Here is a 17383-nt window from a genome sequence, read left to right as displayed (position 1 = left end):
GGATTATTCACCGGCGAGTAGTTCCGCCCTCTCGACGACGTTGCGCACGAGGAACGCGCGGGTCAGGGGGCCGACGCCGCCGGGGTTCGGGGAAACAAAACCAGCCACCTCCCAGACGTCGGGGTGTACGTCGCCGGCGAGTTTGCCGTCGAGGCGGGAGACTCCGACGTCGAGAATGGCGGCGCCTGGTTTGACCATGTCGGCGGTGAGCATGTGGGGGACGCCGGCGGCAGCGACGATGATATCGGCCTCCCGCGTTTCTGCGGCAAGGTCCTTCGTGCCGGTGTGGCAGAGGGTGACGGTGGAGTTTTCGGAGCGGCGGGTGAGCATGAGCCCGATGGGGCGGCCAACGGTGACTCCGCGGCCGATGACGACGACCTTGGCGCCGTTGAGCTCGATATCGTAACGCTTGAGCAGGTGGATCGCACCGTTCGGGGTGCACGGCAGCGGCGCGGTTTCGTTGAGCACGAGCTTGCCCAGGTTCATCGGGTGCAGGCCATCGGCATCTTTGTCGGGGTCGATGGCAGCGAGTACGGCGTTTTCATCCAGGTGTTTCGGCAGCGGGAGCTGGACGATGTAGCCCGTGCAGGTGGGATCATTGTTGAGCTCATCAATGACGGCCAGCAGCTCTTCTTGCGTGATGTCCTCGGGCAGGTCCTTGCGGATGGAGTTCACGCCGATTTGTTCGCAATCGCGGTGCTTCATCTTCACATAGGAGTGGGAGGCGGGGTCGTCGCCCACGAGCACGGTCGCCAGGCCCGGCACGATTCCCTTCTCTTTGAGGGCGGCCACGCGCTTGGTCAGGCCGTCAAAGATCTCGTCGCGGTAGAGCTGTCCATCAAGTTTCGTCGCAGTCACGCACCCCATCCTAGACTCATGGGCATGCCCATCCTGCACGTCATCTTCGATAATCCCGTCATTCCCCCGAATACGGGCAACGCGATTCGCATGTGCGCGGGCACCGGGGCGCACCTGCATTTGGTGGAGCCCCTGGGATTTGATCTCACGGAGAAGAATCTTCGCCGGGCGGGGTTGGACTATCACGATTTGGCGGATGTCACGGTCCATCCGGACTTTGACAGCTGCTTATCGACGCTCCCCTCCTCCCGCATCTTCGCCTTCACCACCACGTCAAGCACGTGGCACACGGCGATTGACTACCAGGAGCGTGATGCGTTGCTGTTCGGCACGGAGCCCTCCGGGCTCCCCGCCGAACATCTAGCTCATCCCCGGATTACTGGGGAGGTGCGGATTCCCATGCTTCCGGGGCGTCGGTCGATGAATCTGTCGAACTCGGCGGCGGTGGCGACGTATGAAGCATGGCGTCAGCTGGGGTTTCCTGGCGGGGTGTAGGGAGCTTTCGCTGGCGCAGGGTATCCACGAGCGTCCGGCCGTCCTCCGGGGTGAGGTCTTCACCGGCCATCATGACGGGGCCGGGAACGAGGTCGAAGCGGACGGTGCACAGGCCAAGGGCCTGCTGCAACGGGCCGCGGGTGAGCGATAATTCCTGGATGTGGGCGGGGGCGACGACCTTGACGCGGCGGGCGAGGCGCCCGCTGTGGACCACGACGGCGTCGATAAGCACAGTGACAGCTTGTTGCTGCAGGTCGATGGGTGACACCCACCGGGCGGAAGCCGGCGACGTAAACGTCGGTGTGGTGGCGCCCTCCGGGCGGGCGGAGGCCTCGATCTGCTCCGGGTCGAGCGGACTGACCAGTGCCAAGAGGGCGACGGCCTGCTCACGGGAACCAACGGGCAGCAACGTGCTGCTTGATTCCTGCTTGGTATCCACGCCGTAGCCGGCGACGGAGACCTTGACGTACCACCAGCCGAAGAAGCGCCACAAGATCGGCTGATGGACTGTCACGCCGTGGATGCGGTGGAGCGGGATGGATTGGCGGCGGCGATCGGCCAGACCGTAGGAGAGGTTGAGAGTGTCGCCGTCGAGGAAGGCGGTGAACTTCCAGCTGCGGTCGATCTGGCCCCACACCGTGGGGAAGATACCGATGATGATCGGCACGGAGGCGGCCCAGGTCAGCGGGCTGAGGAGGAAACCGATGATGACGGCGACCGCGCCGATCAGCGAGCCCTGGAGGGCTGCACCGGCCAGCGAGCGGGCGATGGGGATTTCGGGGACGAGGGGCGCGCCGACTTCCACGACCTCCTCCTGAACCGCTACCTCACCCTTGGCCCTAGCCAGCACCTCGACCCGTAGTTCCTCCGCTTCGGCGCGGGGCAGGAAGGCGATCTCAATGACGGAATCGCTACCACCCGCGGTCTCCACCCGAACCGACGCGAGACGGAAGATCCGCGCGATAACCGATTCGACGACGTCGACGGCCTGGATCCGGTCGTAGCGAGCAGTGCGCAACTGGCGGCTCAGCACGCCCTTCTTCAGGGAAATCTCTTCATCGGTGAGCCGGAACCCGGTGGCCTTCCACCACACCTGCGACACGAGCCAGATGATCCCGCACAGAGCGATAAAACCGGCGACCCCGAGGATGACCGGCAGGATGTTCCCCGCGGTCAGCCAGCCGTAGGCAATACCGAGCATGGTCGCGTTGATGTTGACGGCCGCGACGGCGATGGCAGCCAGGATGACCGTCCAAAACCGCAGCAGCGGAGTCAGGCGATGAACATGACGAAACTCCTCATTCACAGGCCGCTCATCCTCTCGCGGGCCTTGATGGCCAGGCGATCGCGCAAGGCATCCGCCACTTCGGCGGGCAACCCCTCGACCGAAGAATCAGAGGTGGCCGACGCCGTGTGCAGCTCCAGGGTCTTCATTCCCAGGGGCCGATCGATGGGCCCCGCGGTGACGTCGACGAACTGAATGCGGCCATAAGGCACAACTGTGAAGGTGTGCCAGAGCTTGCCCTTCGTGATCAGCAGCTCATCCGCCGTTTCCTGCCAACCCAACAGCTTGACCTGAGCAGGGATGAGCCACAGCTGCCAGAGAAAGAACGCCACAAAAACCCCAGCCCCGATCCACAACCACGGGCTCAGCAGCCAGGCGGCAACGGCGAAACTGATCCCCAGCACGGCAATCCAGGGCAATCGGCTGAGATATCGGGCAGTGACCAGCTTGGGAGAAACGGGATTCATACCTCTCACCTTAACGATCCCTTAACTACAATGATCTCCCGTGACCGCGTTCGAGTACTTTCTGGCCAAGATCCCCACGGGGGCGACGATCGCTGTCGTCATCGCTTTCATCTCCACGCTGGTAACCCAGGATATGCCGCTGAACATCTTCAGCATCCTCTTCTTCCTGGTCACCTGGGCCACGCTGACCGTCATCGCCTCCGCGATCCTCATGGCCATCGAGCTGATTCGCGATCGGCTCTGACCCTGGTCGCTCCAGGGCCAGACTTCGCGGTAGAGCACCCAGCTAGTGGCTCGATCTTTGCGTTGACGGCGGGGATGACGTGTTCCAGCAGGAGCACTCTGAGCATCTGTTTCGCTAGCTCCTTCCCTGTGGTTATGTTGGGAAATCCCGGCCTAAGTTCGTAGATATTCAGGCCATGCGGGGCTTGTTCCGAGACCTCATTGTCAAGTACCAGGTGGCAGGTGATGGCACGGCAGGCATAACACCGCCAACGCTACCGTTTCGTTTATTGCGTTTAATGGATAAGGTGGAATTGTGTCGGATCTCCAGGGCAACGAAACCACCAACAACATGGCTGTCGACCACGCTCGCGAGGCGTTGGCAAAGATCAACTCCGTGCTGAGCGGAACGTCTACCCGCCAGGATGTCTACGTCGCCGTGGAGAATTCTGATGACGTGATTCGTCTCTCCAGGGAGGTTGCGACGGTACTCCAGAAGGTCCTAACCAATGTGGTGGCTGGAAGATCGGTGAGCGTGGTGCCTACGAGCGCAGAGCTGACCACTCAGCAGGCAGCAAATTTACTCAATGTCTCCCGCCCCCATGTGGTCAAGCTGATAGATCAGGATATTTTGCCCGCCCACAAGGTCGGCACTCATCGGCGTATATATGCGGCTGATGTAGAAGCCTACAAACACCAACGGGACCTCGACGCCCGCGCGGCCGCAGACGAGCTCGCCGCCCTCACCGAGGGGATAGACCTCTACGAGTGAGTAGCTTCACCGTCATCGGGGTGACGTCGATACGCTCTACCCCAACACATTGCGCGACATCCTCATCAGGGTGGCTGGCATCGGCATCTTCCGAGCCCGGTGGACCAATGAAATCCTGGATGAGGTCTTTCGCAATCTCCAGGCCAATCGGCCAGACATCGACCCCGAAAAATTCCGTCGAACTCGTCAACTGATGTGCCGAGCCATAGATGACTGTCTTGTGACCGGATATGAGGGTCTAGTTGAGTCGTTGATCTTGCCAGATCCTGATGACCGGCATGTCCTGGCTGCTGCGATCAAATGCGGTGCTCAGGTGATCGTCACCGAGAACAAGCGAGACTTTCCCCAGCACGTGATGAACCAATACGACATCGAGATACAGGGGGCAGACGAGTTCTTGTGTGATCAGATTGATCTCCACAGCACTCTTGTCACCCAAGCCGTCACCTATGCGACGGCTGCTTTCAAGAATCCACCCAAAACGATCAATGATGTGCTTGATTCTTTGGCCAGGTCGGGGGCCCCGAACGCGGCAGCCCTACTCCGGCCATAGATGGACTCCCCTTAAATCTGTAGGCCACATATTGTGCCGCGTCCGCGGGATTTGGTGGGGCGGATTTAGAGGCCAGGCGGTAGCTTGACCGTCACTTGAAACCTATGTCCATCTATCTGCACCCCACCCCGCAACCATCGCAGTTCAAGGACAGTTCAAGGACATTGTTTTTTAGAAGGCAAGATATCGCGTGGCTCAAAACGTCACCACGGCAGCACCCAGGTATCCACAAAAGCCGCAAGGCCCCGGTTATCAGCCGGGGCCCGCAGCGGGCGTACCTGAGCCACGAATCCCACCTCCACCCATGGGAGAGAGAAACGAACTAGCAGACAAGAAGCACTTCGCGAACCGCTTCCGACTACACCCTGACACATCGACATTGCGCACGCACCCTATCTTGACGCTGCCCCCGCACCTCGGGGATCACCAGGACGTTTACGGCTATTTCGTTGTGCCTGAGCCATAGTGTACCAAGCATTTGCATGATTCATAGCCCCTACCACTGCAAATAGGAGGATTGGCAACTGAATTATGCACGTTACAGCACCTCAACTGAGCTCGTTACTGCCCTGTAGGTAGGTGCGTTAATGCGATCTAACAAGTACAGTCAGAGAGTGAAGTAAGGAGATCCAATTTAACTTCGCAGCGTACACCGGGAGGAATTGATGGTAGCAGAGAGAACTAACCTCACGACCCAGCCGTCATCTGAGGAGATAGTAACCAGGGCCAAAAGGCGTGCGAGGGAGATGAAGAAGGGGTCAAGGCGAGAAGAGATTCCCGTGCGAACCCGTTTCATCCGTGACGTGGACGCGAAAAAGGGAGAGAAAGCAGACACACCCATGGGGCGTCTGGTGAAATCCGGCAGCCGGGACGGGATCACGCTCCGTTTGTACCTGGCGCTCCTATGGCGGTGCAGCGCCGAGCCGTACACTACCAACATTCCTGCACGGCAGTGGGCGGAACTCCTCGGCCTTGCAGAACCAGAAGAAACCTATGCCCGGCGGATCACCAACGCGCTGCGAAGGCTAGAAGAAGCGAACCTCATTGCGTTGGAGCGCAAAAAAGGTCAGCCATCAATGATCACACTGCTCGATGAGTCTGGCGATGGGTCACCATACCTACCGCCAAGGGGTTCGAAAGACAAGAGGAACCGGTGGGTAAAGATACCCATTACGTTGTGGCAGAACGACGAGTTCTACGATCTGGGCACACCCGGCCTCGCAATGATGCTGGCCATACTCGCAGAGAGAAACGACCCGCTCGAGCCGATGTGGTGGTCGATCGCCCGTTTCGAGCAACGTATTGGGCTTACCCCGTCGACACGAGCACGTGGGTTGAACCAGCTGGAGAAGGCCGGGCTGCTAACTGACAAAAAGCAGAGGATGCCCAGCAAACCTGGCGGCTTCGCTAGAGAGGCCGTGCGGAGTACATACCTTCTTCACCTGGAGGAGCACTCCACCCCAAGAATCACCACTGTGCAAACACTGAAAGAATTCAAGTCTCGGCCCTGATACATGCCCCATCTCCCTTTCTGACAGCTGCCATACTTCGGCGCGCCAGACGTGACCACTTTTTAGGAGGCACTGTGGTGCAAAGCAATACTCCGGCAGCCCCAGCCCTCAACCCACGGGGGACTACCAGGAGGTCGTTGGCATCCTTGGCAAGCAGCTTTCCCTCGATCGCTTCGGGGCGTGGTCATGCCGAAGTCGTCGCTCAAGTTTATCTCTTTGACGTAAGGAATCCCCGACGCACAAACCTTCTGGCACTCTCCGACCGTTTACTAGTTCCAGCTTCAAGCGAGCTAGCGGAAGTCCCGCGAACCGCGGCTAAACCACTCCCCGATCGTCAGGGGCTCCAGCCGGTCCGCCACAACACTCGTCGCCCCGGTCGCGTTCTGCACGATTCCCCGCACCACCAGCACCTTTGAGGTCCGCGCGACTACCCGTTGCCGCTTCCATAGTCCCACCGAGACCATGACGTTCATCAGCCCGGTCTCATCCTCCATGCCTAGAAATGTCAGCCCTGAGGCGGTCTGTGGTCGTTGCCGATGTGTGACCACGCCCGCGATGCGTACCCGCGTGCCATCCGGCACGCTGCGCAGGTCGCAGGCCCGGAGGATGCCTGCCTCTGCTAGCTGATCGCGCACCATCGCCATCGGCTGCGTCTGCGGGGTCACCCCGGTGCTGCTGACATCGGCGACGAGGAGCTCCAGTGAGCTCATCCCGGGTAACGCTGGGGCTTCGATGGCCGAGAGCCCTGGCAGCATTCCCTCCCGCTCGGTCGCCGCCACCCCGGCCTCCCACAATGCTTGCCGTCGGTCGATGCCAAAGCAGTCCAAGGCCCCGGCCCGCGCCAGGGCTTCGACGTGCGCCACCGTGAGATCGGCCCGGCGCGACAGGTCCGGGATGCCGGTGAAAGGGGCGGCGGCTTCGATGCGAGCGGCGGCTTCCTTCACGCCGTTGATGAGGTTGAGGCCCATCCGGATCTGGCCGTCCACTACTCGGGCGTGCTCACCGGATTCGTTGACGTCCACCGGTAGTATCTGCACCCCGTGTCGGCGGGCGTCCTGGATGAGCGATTGTGGGGAGTAGAAGCCCATCGGTTGGGCGCGGAGCAGGCCAACGCAGAACTCCGCCGGGTAGTGGTGTTTGAACCACGCCGAGAAGTACACCAGGGAGGCAAAGGATTGGGAATGCGATTCGGGGAAGCCGTAGGCGGCGAACGCGACGATCTTGTTCCATAGTTTCTCCGCGACGGCCCCGTCGATGCCGTTGGTTTCGTGTGCTCCCCGGAAGAAGCGATCGCGCAGCGCCGCCATCCGGGCCGGGGATCGCTTGGATCCCATGGCGCGGCGCAATTCGTCGGCTTCGGCTCCGCTGAAACCGGCGGCGTCGACAGCCACCTGCATCAGCTGTTCCTGGAACAGTGGGATGCCCAGCGTCTTTCCCAGGGATTTTTCCAGCACGGGGTGGTCGTAGGTGATCTCCTCCAGGCCATCCCGGCGGCGCAGGTAGGGGTGGACGGATCCGCCCTGGATGGGGCCGGGGCGGATGAGCGCGACCTCCACCACGAGGTCGAAAAAACAGCGGGGTTTGAGCCGCGGGAGGGTGGACAGCTGCGCGCGGGATTCGACCTGGAATACTCCGACGGCGTCGGCACGGCAGAGCATGTCGTAGACCGCCGGCTCCGCCAGGTCCAGCTCCCACAGGTTTACGCGCCGGCCGTGTTGTTCTTCCACGAGGTCCATCATGTGGTGCAGGGCTTCGAGCATGCCCAGGCCAAGCAGGTCGAACTTGACCAGGCCGGCGGAGGCGCAGTCGTCTTTATCCCATTGCACAACCGAGCGCTTTTCCATCCGGGCCCATTCGACGGGGACAACGTCGGCGATGGGGCGATCACAGATGACCATGCCGCCGGAGTGGATGCCCAGGTGGCGGGGTTGCCCCTTGAACTGGGCTGCCAGCTCCAGCACCTCCGGCGGCGGTTCGGCGGTGCCCTTGCTCCAGGCATCGGCGCTGCCCTGCGGGTAGCCGAGGGCGCGGGCGGCGTCGCGAACAGACCCCTTGGTCCGGTAGGTGATGACGTTGGCTACTTGGGCTGCTTTCGCCCGCCCGTGGCGCTCATAAACGTACTGGATGACCTCTTCGCGTCGCCCTGACTCAATGTCGATATCAATGTCGGGTGGGCCATCTCGGTTGGGTGAGAGAAAACGTTCGAATAACAGCCCCGCACTAATGGGCTCGGCGTTGGTGATGCCGAGCGCGAAGCACACTGCCGAGTTCGCCGCTGAGCCCCGCCCCTGACAGAGAATGTTGTGATCGCGACAGAAGTCCACGAGGTCACAGACGATGAGGAAGTACCCGGGGAAGTTCAGCTGTTCAATCACCTCCAATTCGTAGTCGATCTGCCGGTGCGCCCGCTCCCGGATATCCTCCGGGCGGGTGGCGTATCTGCGCCGCGCCCGCTCCCGGGTCTTCTCCCTTAACCAGGACATTTCGCTGTGCCCATTCGGGGTGGGAAAGTCTGGCAGCTCCGGGGCCACCAGGTCGAGGGTGAAGGCGCACTCCCGGGCCACGGCGAGGGTCTGCTCCACCAATGATTCTCGGCCCGGCAGGAGTCGGACCATTTGGTCGCCTGAGCGCATCCAGGGCGCACCCATGGGGTGCAGGTCTGGCTCGGCGTCGGGAAGCGAGAGCCGACGGGCCAGCGCGCGCTTCGCCCCGGCCAGCCGGGAGCGATCCCGGGTCGCCGCACCGGGAACCGCGGTGGCGACCGCGCGGAGGTTGTTCCACCTATCAAGAAGTTCGTGGTGGTCAGCGTCTTCCGGGGTCATGGTGGCGGTATATTCCAGGACCACGTTGTCGGTCCCGAAGGCCGCAATGACCTCCCCGATGTCATCAGACCATTCCCATCCAAGCAGCACCAGGCCGTGCCCATCGAGGGCTTCTGCCACACCCTCCAGGGGAGGATAGGACACCTCGCCTTTCACCCCGGTGATCATGTGCGCATCGGTCATCAGGTGCGATAGCCGACGATAACCCTCGGGGCTGCGGGCCAACACGGTGAGGATGCGATCCCCCATCGTCAGCTCCGCCCCGAAGATGGTGGGCAGGTCCACCGCGGCGGCGGCCTCGGCAAATTTCACCGCGCCATAAAACCCATCGCGATCCACCAACGCCAAGGCGGACAAGCCAAGTTCGACGGCCCTGGTCACCAGCTCCTCCGGCTCGCTGGCCCCACCCAGGAAGCTGTAGGACGAGACGGCATGAAGCTCGGCGAAGGGTGTGCCCGACTGACCCGACTGGCCCACCGGGCGACGAGGGGCCTCCGTACCCAGGTGATCGACCGGGACCGGCGTGGGGCCCTCGCGGCCGGAGAGGATGCGCTCCAGCCGCGACCAGTTGAGGGGCGCCCCGCCATTAAATCTCATAGCCTTAAAAGTAGCGGAATCGAATGTCTGTACCAACCTCCAGCCCTACCCCCTGAATTCAAAGTAGACAGAGCTGTACGGGCGGTGCTAGGTTGTGCAATCAGCGATATCACCACCCAACTGTTAAGGATTACTTCGACATGAACTTCCGTCGCATCTTCGCGGGCGCCGCCGCAGCCGTCATCGCTGCCACCGGGCTCGTCGCCTGCTCCTCGTCTGACTCCAGCTCCGACTCGGCCTCCGGTTCCGACAACGCTCCCATCCGCGTCGGTACCACCGACGCCAGCCTCGGCGAGTGGGACGCCTTCACCGACCTGGCCAAGGCGGAAGGCATTGAGGTTGAGATCGTCAACTTCTCCGACTTCACTACCCCGAACGATGCCCTCGCTCAGGGTCAGATCGATGTCAACAAGTTCCAGCACCTGCTGTTTTTGAACAACTACAACGAGGGCACCGGCAACGACCTCGTCCCGATCTCTGCCACCGAGATCTACCCGCTGGCCCTGTACTGGAAGGACCATGATTCCCTCGACGGCATTGAGGGCCAGAACATCACCATCCCCAATGACCCGACCAACCAGGGCCGCGCCATCAACGTGCTCGTGCAGGCTGAGCTGATCACCCTCAAGGAAGAGGGCCTGCTCAACCCGACCCCCGCCGACATCGACGAGGCCGCCTCCAAGGTGACCATCACCCCGGTTGATGCCGCGCAGACCCCGACCTCCTACCACGAGGGCACTCCGGCGATCATCAACAACTCCTTCATCGAGCGCGCCGGCATCGATCCCCTGTCCTCCATCTTCCAGGATGATCCGTCCACGGAGCAGGCCGAGCCCTACATCAACGTCTTCGTCACCACCGCCGCCAAGGCCGACGATGAGAAGATCAACCGTCTGGCCGAGCTGTGGAAGGACCCGTCTGTCGCCGAGGCCGTGCAGAAGACCTCCGGCAACACCGCTGTCGCCGTCGATCGTGACCGCGCCCAGCTCGCCGAGATCATGGACCGTCTGGCAGCCAACAACTAAGACGCTCGTATCTCCATCCCTGCCCCGTCGTCTTTCCAGCGGCGGGGTTTCCCCCATCATGAAGGGCTGTAAAGAAGTGACAGCACCCACTAGTCGACCCACTACTCGCGGCACGCGCATCGAGTTCCGCGGCGTCGAAAAGGTCTTCCACACCCCGAGCAAGGCCGAAGTGCGCGCCGTCGACGGCGTCACCTTGACCGTTGAGCCCGGCGAGATCCTCGGAGTCATCGGCTACTCCGGTGCCGGCAAGTCCACCCTCGTGCGCCTGATCAACGGCCTGGACAATGCCACCGCTGGCGAGTTGCTTCTCGACGGCACCGATGTCGTCGGCCTCCCCGAGGCCAAGCTGCGCTCCATCCGCCGCGGCATCGGCATGATCTTCCAGCAGTTCAACCTTTTCCACTCGCGCACCGCGGCCGGCAACATCGAGTACCCGCTCAAGCTGTCGGGTATGCCCAAGGCGGAGCGCAAGCAACGCGTGGCGGAGCTCCTCGACTTCGTGGGGCTGGGCGATCGGGGCGGTTCCTACCCGGAGCAGCTCTCGGGTGGACAGAAGCAGCGCGTCGGCATTGCTCGCGCCCTGGCCACCAACCCCAGCCTGCTCCTGGCGGACGAGGCCACCTCAGCGCTTGACCCGGAGACCACCCAGGACGTGCTCAACCTGCTGCGCGAGATCAACCGCGAGCTGGGCATCACCATCGTCGTCATTACTCACGAGATGGAGGTCGTGCGCTACATCGCCGACAAAGTCGCGGTCATGGAAAACGGCCGGGTCGTCGAGTACGGCAGCGTCTACGAGGTCTTCTCGCAGCCGCAGACCGACGTCGCCGCCCGCTTCGTCTCAACATCCCTGCGCAATACGCCGGACCGGGTGGAGGCCGAAGATCTCCTGGCCCACGACGGGCGCCTGTTCACCATCGACCTCACCGAGGATTCCGGTTTCTTCGCCGCGGCGGCGAGGGCCCGGGAGGGGGGCGCCCGGATCGGCATCGTGCACGGCGGTGTCACCACCCTGCAAAAGCACTCCTTTGGCAAGGTGACGGTTCGCCTGTCCGGACCCGATGAGGCCATCGAGGGCTTTTACAACGCCCTCACCCGCACGACCGATATCCAGGAGATCAAGCGATGACCACCACCATTCTCGCCGCGAACTGGGACCGTTTGGGCGGTACCTTCCTCGAGGCGATCGTCGATACGCTCATTATGGTGTCGCTGACCATGGTGGTCGGCGGCCTCCTCGGCCTCCTCGTCGGCGTGCTGCTCTACACCACTCGTTCGGGCGCGGTGCTGCAGAACAAGCCGGTGTATTGGCTCCTTAACCTGCTGGTGAACTTCATCCGACCGATCCCGTTCATCATCATGATCGCCATGTTCGCACCACTGACCCTGTCGGTGGTGGGCACCACCATTGGCCGGTCGGCGGCCGTGTTCATCATGTGCATCGCCGCGACGTTCGCGGTGGCCCGCATCGTGGAGCAAAACCTCGTCGCCATCGACCCCGGCGTCATTGAGGCCGCCCGAGCCATGGGCGCTAGCCCGCTGCGGATCATCACCACGGTGATCCTGCCGGAGGCGCTCGGGCCGCTCATCCTCGGCTACACCTTCATATTCATCGCCGTGGTTGATATGTCCGCCATGGCCGGCTACGTCGGCGGCGGCGGTATCGGTGACTTCGCCATCGTCTACGGTTACCGCAACTACGACCTGGAGGTTACCTACGCGGCGGTCATCGTCATCGTCGTCATCGTCCAGATCGCTCAGCTGCTGGGCAACTGGATCTCGCGGAAGATCATGCGCCGCTAGGCTGGCACGCATGAAGATGGCGGCGTTCGACATCGATGGCACGATTTTGTTCCCCGAGGGGATCGCGCCTGATGTCCTCGCCGCCTTGCAGGAGTGGCAGGCCGCCGGGCATCTCGCGGTGGCCGCCACCGGCAAGTCCCGTTCCGCGCTCGATCATGCGTTGCGCCCCTACGGCTTCCGCTTCGATTACGACATCATCTACACCGGCGCCGTCGTCACCGGCACCCCCTTCCGCGCCACGTTGCCGGCTGAGCTGGTGCGTCGGCTGATCGCCATGCTTATCGACGTCCCCGGGATCACCGTCTTTGCCACCATGCTCGGCGAGCGCGATGCGCTCTTCACGCAGCTGCCCGCCGGGACGGCGGACAGCACCATCCTCCGCGATTACACGCGAATGACCCTCGCCGATATCGCCGATGCCCACGAGTTCGTCGGCCTCCCGCTGTGGGTCACCGACGGCGACCTCCACGAGCTTGCCCAGCGCCTGGCGGAGCAATTCCCCGAGGTGGACGTGGTTACCAACCAGATGTTCGTGGACATCGTGCCCAAGGGCGCGTCCAAGGGCTCCGGGCTGATCAACCTCATGACCCATCTCGGGCTTGATCGCTCAGCAGTCACCCTCTATACCTTCGGCGATTCATGGAACGACCTCTCGATGCACGCCATCGCCGACCGTTCCTTCGCCTTCCCCTGGTCCCCCGCCGAAGTCATCGACACCGCCGATGAGGTCATTGAATCGGTAGCGGGGGCATTGCCTCAATTGCGCTAGCCACCCACACCGCAGAGGTCTTCGGGGCATCGCCGCAGGAGGAGATGACGCCAGCTACCTCTTTCTTCTCCAACTCCACCGCCCAGCGGCGACCATCGACGTGGGTGACCACCACGGGGTCCCCCTCCACGACGGTGAGGTCGCCGTAGCTGAGGTGATCCAGCATCCCCGCCACCGCAACTTCAGCGACCTGACCACGCGGACTATAGAGCCCACAGCCGCGGTTGCCGGGCTGGAACCACTCCCCCTTGATCGCGGCCGCCACCATCGCCGACGCCGCCTCCACGTTGAGCCGCCCGAAACTATATCCCCAGGGCATGAGCAGGATGGAGGGCGCGAAGCGGTGGCCTTTGGTGTGCGAGGTCTCCCACACCCCCGGGAACCGGTCAGCCAACTCCGCAGCGAGGGGCCGACCCTTGACCGCACAACACACATCGCGCTTGCCGTGCGTACACACCAAAATCAGCGGGTCTTCCACAAGCTGACCGCCATTGCGGCCAGGGCCGGACAGGTCGAGGTCCAGGATCGCTTCCGGCCCATCGACGGCCAGGAGCTCGGTACGGGCCTGCTCCACGAACACCAAGTAGAGGCGGTGCTTGTCTATCTGCCGCCCGTCCCGCCCGGGCTGGCGGATCAGTTGCAGGCTAGCGACCTTGCTCAGCTTCTTCTTCAGCTGCGCCGTCAGCTCATCGCCGAATACCCCGCCGTCAAGGACGTCGCGGCTCCACCCCTGCGGCCACTCCAAAATGACATACACCCGCTCCTTTTTGGCAGAACCAGGCAGGGGCTCGCCCCTCACATCGGAGCAACGCTGCACCTCGGCTGCTGATTCAGTCTCATCCATGCCACCACAATAACGTTGTCCGGAGGGGGTGCCCTTTTACAACGATTCGTTCACGATCACTCATCTATCCCGAATCTGACTTCACCCTTGTACCTTCCTGAGTCTACGGTGAATATATGACCGTGCTTGACCGCATTTACCGCCTTCCGTTGGCTGCCCTCGTGTGCGTGGGCTGCGTTGGCCTTGCCTCCTGCTCGACGGGTCAGCCCGCTGACCCCTCGGGTTCCTCCGCCACGCCGACGGACACCTTGGCGGCAGCCACCATGGGCACTGGCTCCGCCCCCTCCGCCGACGCCGGAATCACCCCGCTCGGCAACGCTGACACCACCATGAAAACCCTCCGCCCTGAGGCTCCGTCTCAGCTGATGGTCTCCGGGGTCCGCGTGGGCAGCCACGAAGGCTTCGATCGCGTTGTGTTTGACCTCGTCGGTGACGGCGAGCCCGGGTGGTTCATCGACTACACCACCACCCCCACCCAGCAGGGCTCCGGCAAGCCGATCACCTTCGATGGCCCCATCGCCCTCAACGTTAATATTGATGGCACGACGTACCCCTTTGAACTGGGCAAAGAAGACCCGAACATCGGCACGGTCTCAGGTTCTGGCAACGTCACCCAGGTCATCTCCGAGGGCACCTTCGAGGGCCGCTCCCAGTTCGTCGTCGGGCTGAACAAGAAGCAGCCCTACTCCGTCCAGGTTCTGCAGGATCCGCACCGCCTGGTCATTGACATTCAGCCGTAGGCTGCCTCGATCCGCCACTCCCCGCCCGCCCAGACGAGCAACCACGCACGCGGGTAATCCTCCTCGTCCGCCTGCCCCACCACCTGCAGGCGGGCGACTTTGTGTGGGTCACTTCCCCACCAGCCGGTATCCACCGGCCATGGTCCCGCCCAGGCGGCCACCCAATACCGGTGCCGCCCCCACCCCAGCGCGTGGGGTGGGGAGCTGAGCAACGCCTCGACGGTGACGCGGATGTCACGCGCCTCGGCGTCGATAAGCCGGACCCGGGACGCCGGGTGCGCCAGACGTGCTGGCAGGGGCCCGGGGATACGGCCCGGCCAGCTACCCTCCGGCACCGGGTCCCGGGTCTCCCCATAAGGGACCAGGTCGATGCGCTCCGCAACACCCCGGCCACCGACCAGCCGGGGCTGCAGAACAGCATCAATGCCCAAACTCGATTGCACCCGGTTAATCACCCGCTGGGCGTTCTTCTTCTCCTCCGGCGCATAGGAATCGGGGTAGGCCGTCTCCAGAGGTTCGAGGATGAGCGAGGCAATCGCCCCCGCCCCGCCCGCCGTCAGCCACCCATCCAGCTGCCAACGCACCCGGTCCGCAGTCGCCGATTCGTCGAGCGCCTCGCGGGTCCGCCAGACGCGTTCAAGGCGGGTGCCATCGCTGAGCTCGGCGATGACGCGCAGGCGCACACAGCTCAAGCCCGCATCCCGGAGCCGTTCGTGGAGAGTGGCGGCGAGCTGGCGCGCGGCGAAGGCAGCCGCGTCGACCCGTTCGATGGGATCCTCCGGGGTCACTGCCACCGAAAGATCCGCCGCCGGTAACTCCGGCGCCACCCGCCGGTCCGGGCGCGCCTGAGAGATCCGGTGGCAGCGCACACCGGCCGCGCCGAAGCGGGTGGATACCGCCGTCACGGGCAAAGCCGCCAGCTCGCCTACAGTACGCACACCGAGGTCCTGCAGCGCGGTAACAACCTGCTCCTCGGGCAGGACGTTGACGGGCAGCCCCGCAAGGAAATCCCGCGATCCCCCGACCGGCACTATCGCGCCAATGCGCGCGGCGATGAGCGCGGTGGCGATCTCGTCCGCGACACCGACGAAGGAGTCAATGCCGCGGCGCGCCGCGGCATCAATAAGCTTCTCTACAGCCGCCCCTTCCGAACCATGGAAACGCCCCGCCGCACCCACATCGACGATCACCAGCCCGGGGCGGAGCACCTCAACGGAGGAGGCAACATCATCCAGGCCAGCAGCAATGGACTCAAACATGCGCCCATCCCGGTCTGGGTCCGCCTCAAGGACCATGATTCCGGGGCACACTGCCTGCGCCTGACGCACCCGCATGCCCCGGCGCACCCCAGCCACCGAGCACACCTGCACACGGTGCTGAGCGGCGATGAGGATCTCCGCTGGCAGGCCCTCATCCTCGATCCGCGCCGCCTGCACCGGCCAATCCGGAAACCACAGGGCGGCAACCCGCATGCTCACACCGCCCGCAGCTCAGCGCGACGGCCCACCGTCATGGTCCCCTGCATCGGGCGGTGGCCTTTGGCCGCCACGTGGACGTGAATATCTAACCCCTGAATCCGGCCCCGACCGGGCCCAATGCCGCGAAAGGTGCTCACAGTGGCCCCGATCCGCGCCGCCGGGGACGCAATCTGGACGCCAACGAACACGAGCGCGGCGCTCCCCCCGCGAAGTTTGGCCAGCAGCGGCCGCGCCCGAACCGGGGAGAGCTGCCCCGTGGAACGCACGATGACCAGGTCCAGCCCCTCGACCAACACCGCAGCCACGCCCAGCGGGTCCACCCCTGGGTCCGGCACGACGATGACGCGATCCAGATTGCCCTGTTCGCTCACACCGGCGAGCGAGAGTTCTGGCCACCCCACCACCCCGACGTGTCCGCCCGCGGCGGTAGTATGCGAGATGAGCTCGACGATGAGCGCCGGGCAGTCCGCGATTTCGGTGACGGCCTGACGGGCAAGTCCCCCCTGCGGCAGGAGTTGTCCCAGCTCAGGCGGGGCTTGGAGAATGCTGGTCGTGCTGAGCTTGGGGGCGCCCATGCGGGAGCGCAGGAGCTCGATGCGTTCGCCGCGGCTCAGCCCGGCTAACTCCTCATCTCCCACCATCTTCCGAACAGGCGTTCCATTCATGGGAACAAGTATGCGCCCGATTCCCCCACGGCGTCAACTGGTAGCGTTGGCCAGCATGAACGCCTACTCCAACCTGCGCTCACACGTCACCCCCATCCCCACCCCGGCCATCGTTCGGCTGGGCACCTCGTTCCTCATCGGGCTGGGTGTGGCCGTCCTCTCCACGCAGCTGCCCCGCGGAATCCAGGTCGCGGTCATGATAGTGGCCATCGCCGCCGGCCTGCTCCTCATGTTCGGCCACCCCTACCGCCGGGAGATGAAAGAGTTCCTGGAACAACACAACGCCGTGGTCAAGCCGCGTCTCACGCAGGTCATGCCACTGTTTTTCGTCTGGCTCGCCCTCATGATCGTGCCGGTGTTCGCGCCGGTGCCCGTGTGGGGCACCGCGCTGATCTGGCTCGCCATCTTCGGGTGGATGTACTGGGTGTTCCCGCACGTCGACGGCTCACGTGCGCTGGCGTATGCCTAGGGATCTAG

General features: G+C 63.5%; 18 protein-coding genes. 11 read left to right on the top strand and 7 right to left on the bottom strand.

Translation table 11 applies throughout. The annotated features are described in order from the left end of the window. Positions 1-3: 3 nt before the first annotated feature. Positions 4-858, bottom strand: a complete 855-nt coding sequence (locus CTEST_RS02590) for a bifunctional methylenetetrahydrofolate dehydrogenase/methenyltetrahydrofolate cyclohydrolase (protein ID WP_047254170.1) — start codon at positions 856-858, stop codon at positions 4-6. Positions 859-882: 24 nt separating this feature from the next. Here CTEST_RS02590 and CTEST_RS13230 point away from each other — a divergent pair, with 24 nt between their 5' ends. Next, a complete protein-coding gene (locus CTEST_RS13230) occupies positions 883-1353 on the top strand; it encodes a tRNA (cytidine(34)-2'-O)-methyltransferase (protein ID WP_083985661.1) in 471 nt (156 codons plus the stop codon). On the opposite strand, the gene CTEST_RS02585 is transcribed toward CTEST_RS13230, so the two are convergent. Beyond that, on the bottom strand, positions 1235-2659 hold the full coding sequence (locus tag CTEST_RS02585) for a PH domain-containing protein (protein ID WP_047252410.1): 1425 nt from the start codon (positions 2657-2659) through the stop codon (positions 1235-1237). The genes CTEST_RS13230 and CTEST_RS02585 overlap by 119 nt on opposite strands. Continuing rightward, positions 2656-3105 (bottom strand): PH domain-containing protein, encoded by a 450-nt coding sequence (locus CTEST_RS02580; RefSeq protein WP_047252409.1) that lies wholly within the window; start codon positions 3103-3105, stop codon positions 2656-2658. Before CTEST_RS02580 ends, CTEST_RS02585 begins: the two co-directional genes overlap by 4 nt. A 40-nt stretch (positions 3106-3145) precedes the next feature. Here CTEST_RS02580 and CTEST_RS02575 point away from each other — a divergent pair, with 40 nt between their 5' ends. The 4 genes from CTEST_RS02575 (at position 3146) to CTEST_RS02560 (ending at position 6163) form a co-directional block, all read left to right on the top strand. Then, positions 3146-3349: a hypothetical protein gene (locus CTEST_RS02575; RefSeq protein ID WP_047252408.1), complete on the top strand. Its 204-nt coding sequence runs from the start codon at positions 3146-3148 to the stop codon at positions 3347-3349. Between the two features lie 294 nt (positions 3350-3643). After that, positions 3644-4099 carry a helix-turn-helix domain-containing protein gene (locus CTEST_RS02570; protein ID WP_144413201.1) on the top strand — a complete coding sequence of 152 codons (456 nt, stop codon included), beginning with the start codon at positions 3644-3646 and terminating at the stop codon, positions 4097-4099. Positions 4100-4148: 49 nt separating this feature from the next. Continuing rightward, positions 4149-4652 carry a PIN domain-containing protein gene (locus CTEST_RS02565; protein ID WP_047252407.1) on the top strand — a complete coding sequence of 168 codons (504 nt, stop codon included), beginning with the start codon at positions 4149-4151 and terminating at the stop codon, positions 4650-4652. A 665-nt stretch (positions 4653-5317) separates the two neighbouring features. Continuing rightward, entirely contained in the window at positions 5318-6163 is an 846-nt protein-coding gene (locus CTEST_RS02560) for a hypothetical protein (RefSeq protein ID WP_047252406.1), read from the top strand. Positions 6164-6453: 290 nt separating this feature from the next. On the opposite strand, the gene CTEST_RS02555 is transcribed toward CTEST_RS02560, so the two are convergent. After that, the gene (locus CTEST_RS02555) at positions 6454-9582 is read right to left on the bottom strand and encodes an error-prone DNA polymerase (RefSeq protein WP_047252405.1); all 3129 of its coding nucleotides are present in this window, start codon (positions 9580-9582) and stop codon (positions 6454-6456) included. Between the two features lie 140 nt (positions 9583-9722). Between CTEST_RS02555 and CTEST_RS02550 the strand changes: the two genes are divergently transcribed. From CTEST_RS02550 to CTEST_RS02535, 4 genes are all read left to right on the top strand, one after another. Then, positions 9723-10607, top strand: coding sequence for a MetQ/NlpA family ABC transporter substrate-binding protein (locus CTEST_RS02550; RefSeq protein WP_047252404.1), 885 nt, complete (start codon positions 9723-9725; stop codon positions 10605-10607). Between the two features lie 76 nt (positions 10608-10683). Then, entirely contained in the window at positions 10684-11736 is a 1053-nt protein-coding gene (locus tag CTEST_RS02545) for a methionine ABC transporter ATP-binding protein (RefSeq protein WP_236686123.1), read from the top strand. Continuing rightward, positions 11733-12410, top strand: a complete 678-nt coding sequence (locus CTEST_RS02540; RefSeq protein ID WP_047252402.1) for a methionine ABC transporter permease — start codon at positions 11733-11735, stop codon at positions 12408-12410. The genes CTEST_RS02545 and CTEST_RS02540 overlap by 4 nt, the downstream gene beginning before the upstream one ends. A 10-nt stretch (positions 12411-12420) precedes the next feature. After that, positions 12421-13179, top strand: coding sequence for an HAD hydrolase family protein (locus tag CTEST_RS02535; protein WP_047252401.1), 759 nt, complete (start codon positions 12421-12423; stop codon positions 13177-13179). Here CTEST_RS02535 and CTEST_RS02530 read toward each other — a convergent pair. Then, complete coding sequence (locus CTEST_RS02530) at positions 13139-14023, bottom strand: sucrase ferredoxin (protein ID WP_047252400.1); 885 nt, start codon at positions 14021-14023, stop codon at positions 13139-13141. The genes CTEST_RS02535 and CTEST_RS02530 overlap by 41 nt on opposite strands. A gap of 134 nt (positions 14024-14157) precedes the next feature. On the opposite strand from CTEST_RS02530, the gene CTEST_RS02525 reads away from it, so the two are divergent. Further along, the gene (locus CTEST_RS02525) at positions 14158-14763 is read left to right on the top strand and encodes an AMIN-like domain-containing (lipo)protein (protein ID WP_456236238.1); all 606 of its coding nucleotides are present in this window, start codon (positions 14158-14160) and stop codon (positions 14761-14763) included. On the opposite strand, the gene CTEST_RS02520 is transcribed toward CTEST_RS02525, so the two are convergent. Then, positions 14754-16235 carry a DNA polymerase Y family protein gene (locus CTEST_RS02520; protein ID WP_047252398.1) on the bottom strand — a complete coding sequence of 494 codons (1482 nt, stop codon included), beginning with the start codon at positions 16233-16235 and terminating at the stop codon, positions 14754-14756. The two genes, CTEST_RS02525 and CTEST_RS02520, sit on opposite strands and share 10 nt — an antisense overlap. A gap of 2 nt (positions 16236-16237) precedes the next feature. After that, the gene (locus CTEST_RS02515; RefSeq protein WP_047252397.1) at positions 16238-16906 is read right to left on the bottom strand and encodes a hypothetical protein; all 669 of its coding nucleotides are present in this window, start codon (positions 16904-16906) and stop codon (positions 16238-16240) included. A 55-nt stretch (positions 16907-16961) separates the two neighbouring features. Between CTEST_RS02515 and CTEST_RS02510 the strand changes: the two genes are divergently transcribed. Continuing rightward, a complete protein-coding gene (locus tag CTEST_RS02510) occupies positions 16962-17375 on the top strand; it encodes a hypothetical protein (protein ID WP_047252396.1) in 414 nt (137 codons plus the stop codon). The last annotated feature ends 8 nt before the right edge of the window (positions 17376-17383 follow it).

It is taken from the genome of Corynebacterium testudinoris (assembly GCF_001021045.1).
Taxonomy (GTDB): domain Bacteria; phylum Actinomycetota; class Actinomycetes; order Mycobacteriales; family Mycobacteriaceae; genus Corynebacterium; species Corynebacterium testudinoris.
Note: the sequence above shows the minus strand (reverse complement) of the source record. Positions and strands in the feature narration are given on the sequence as shown.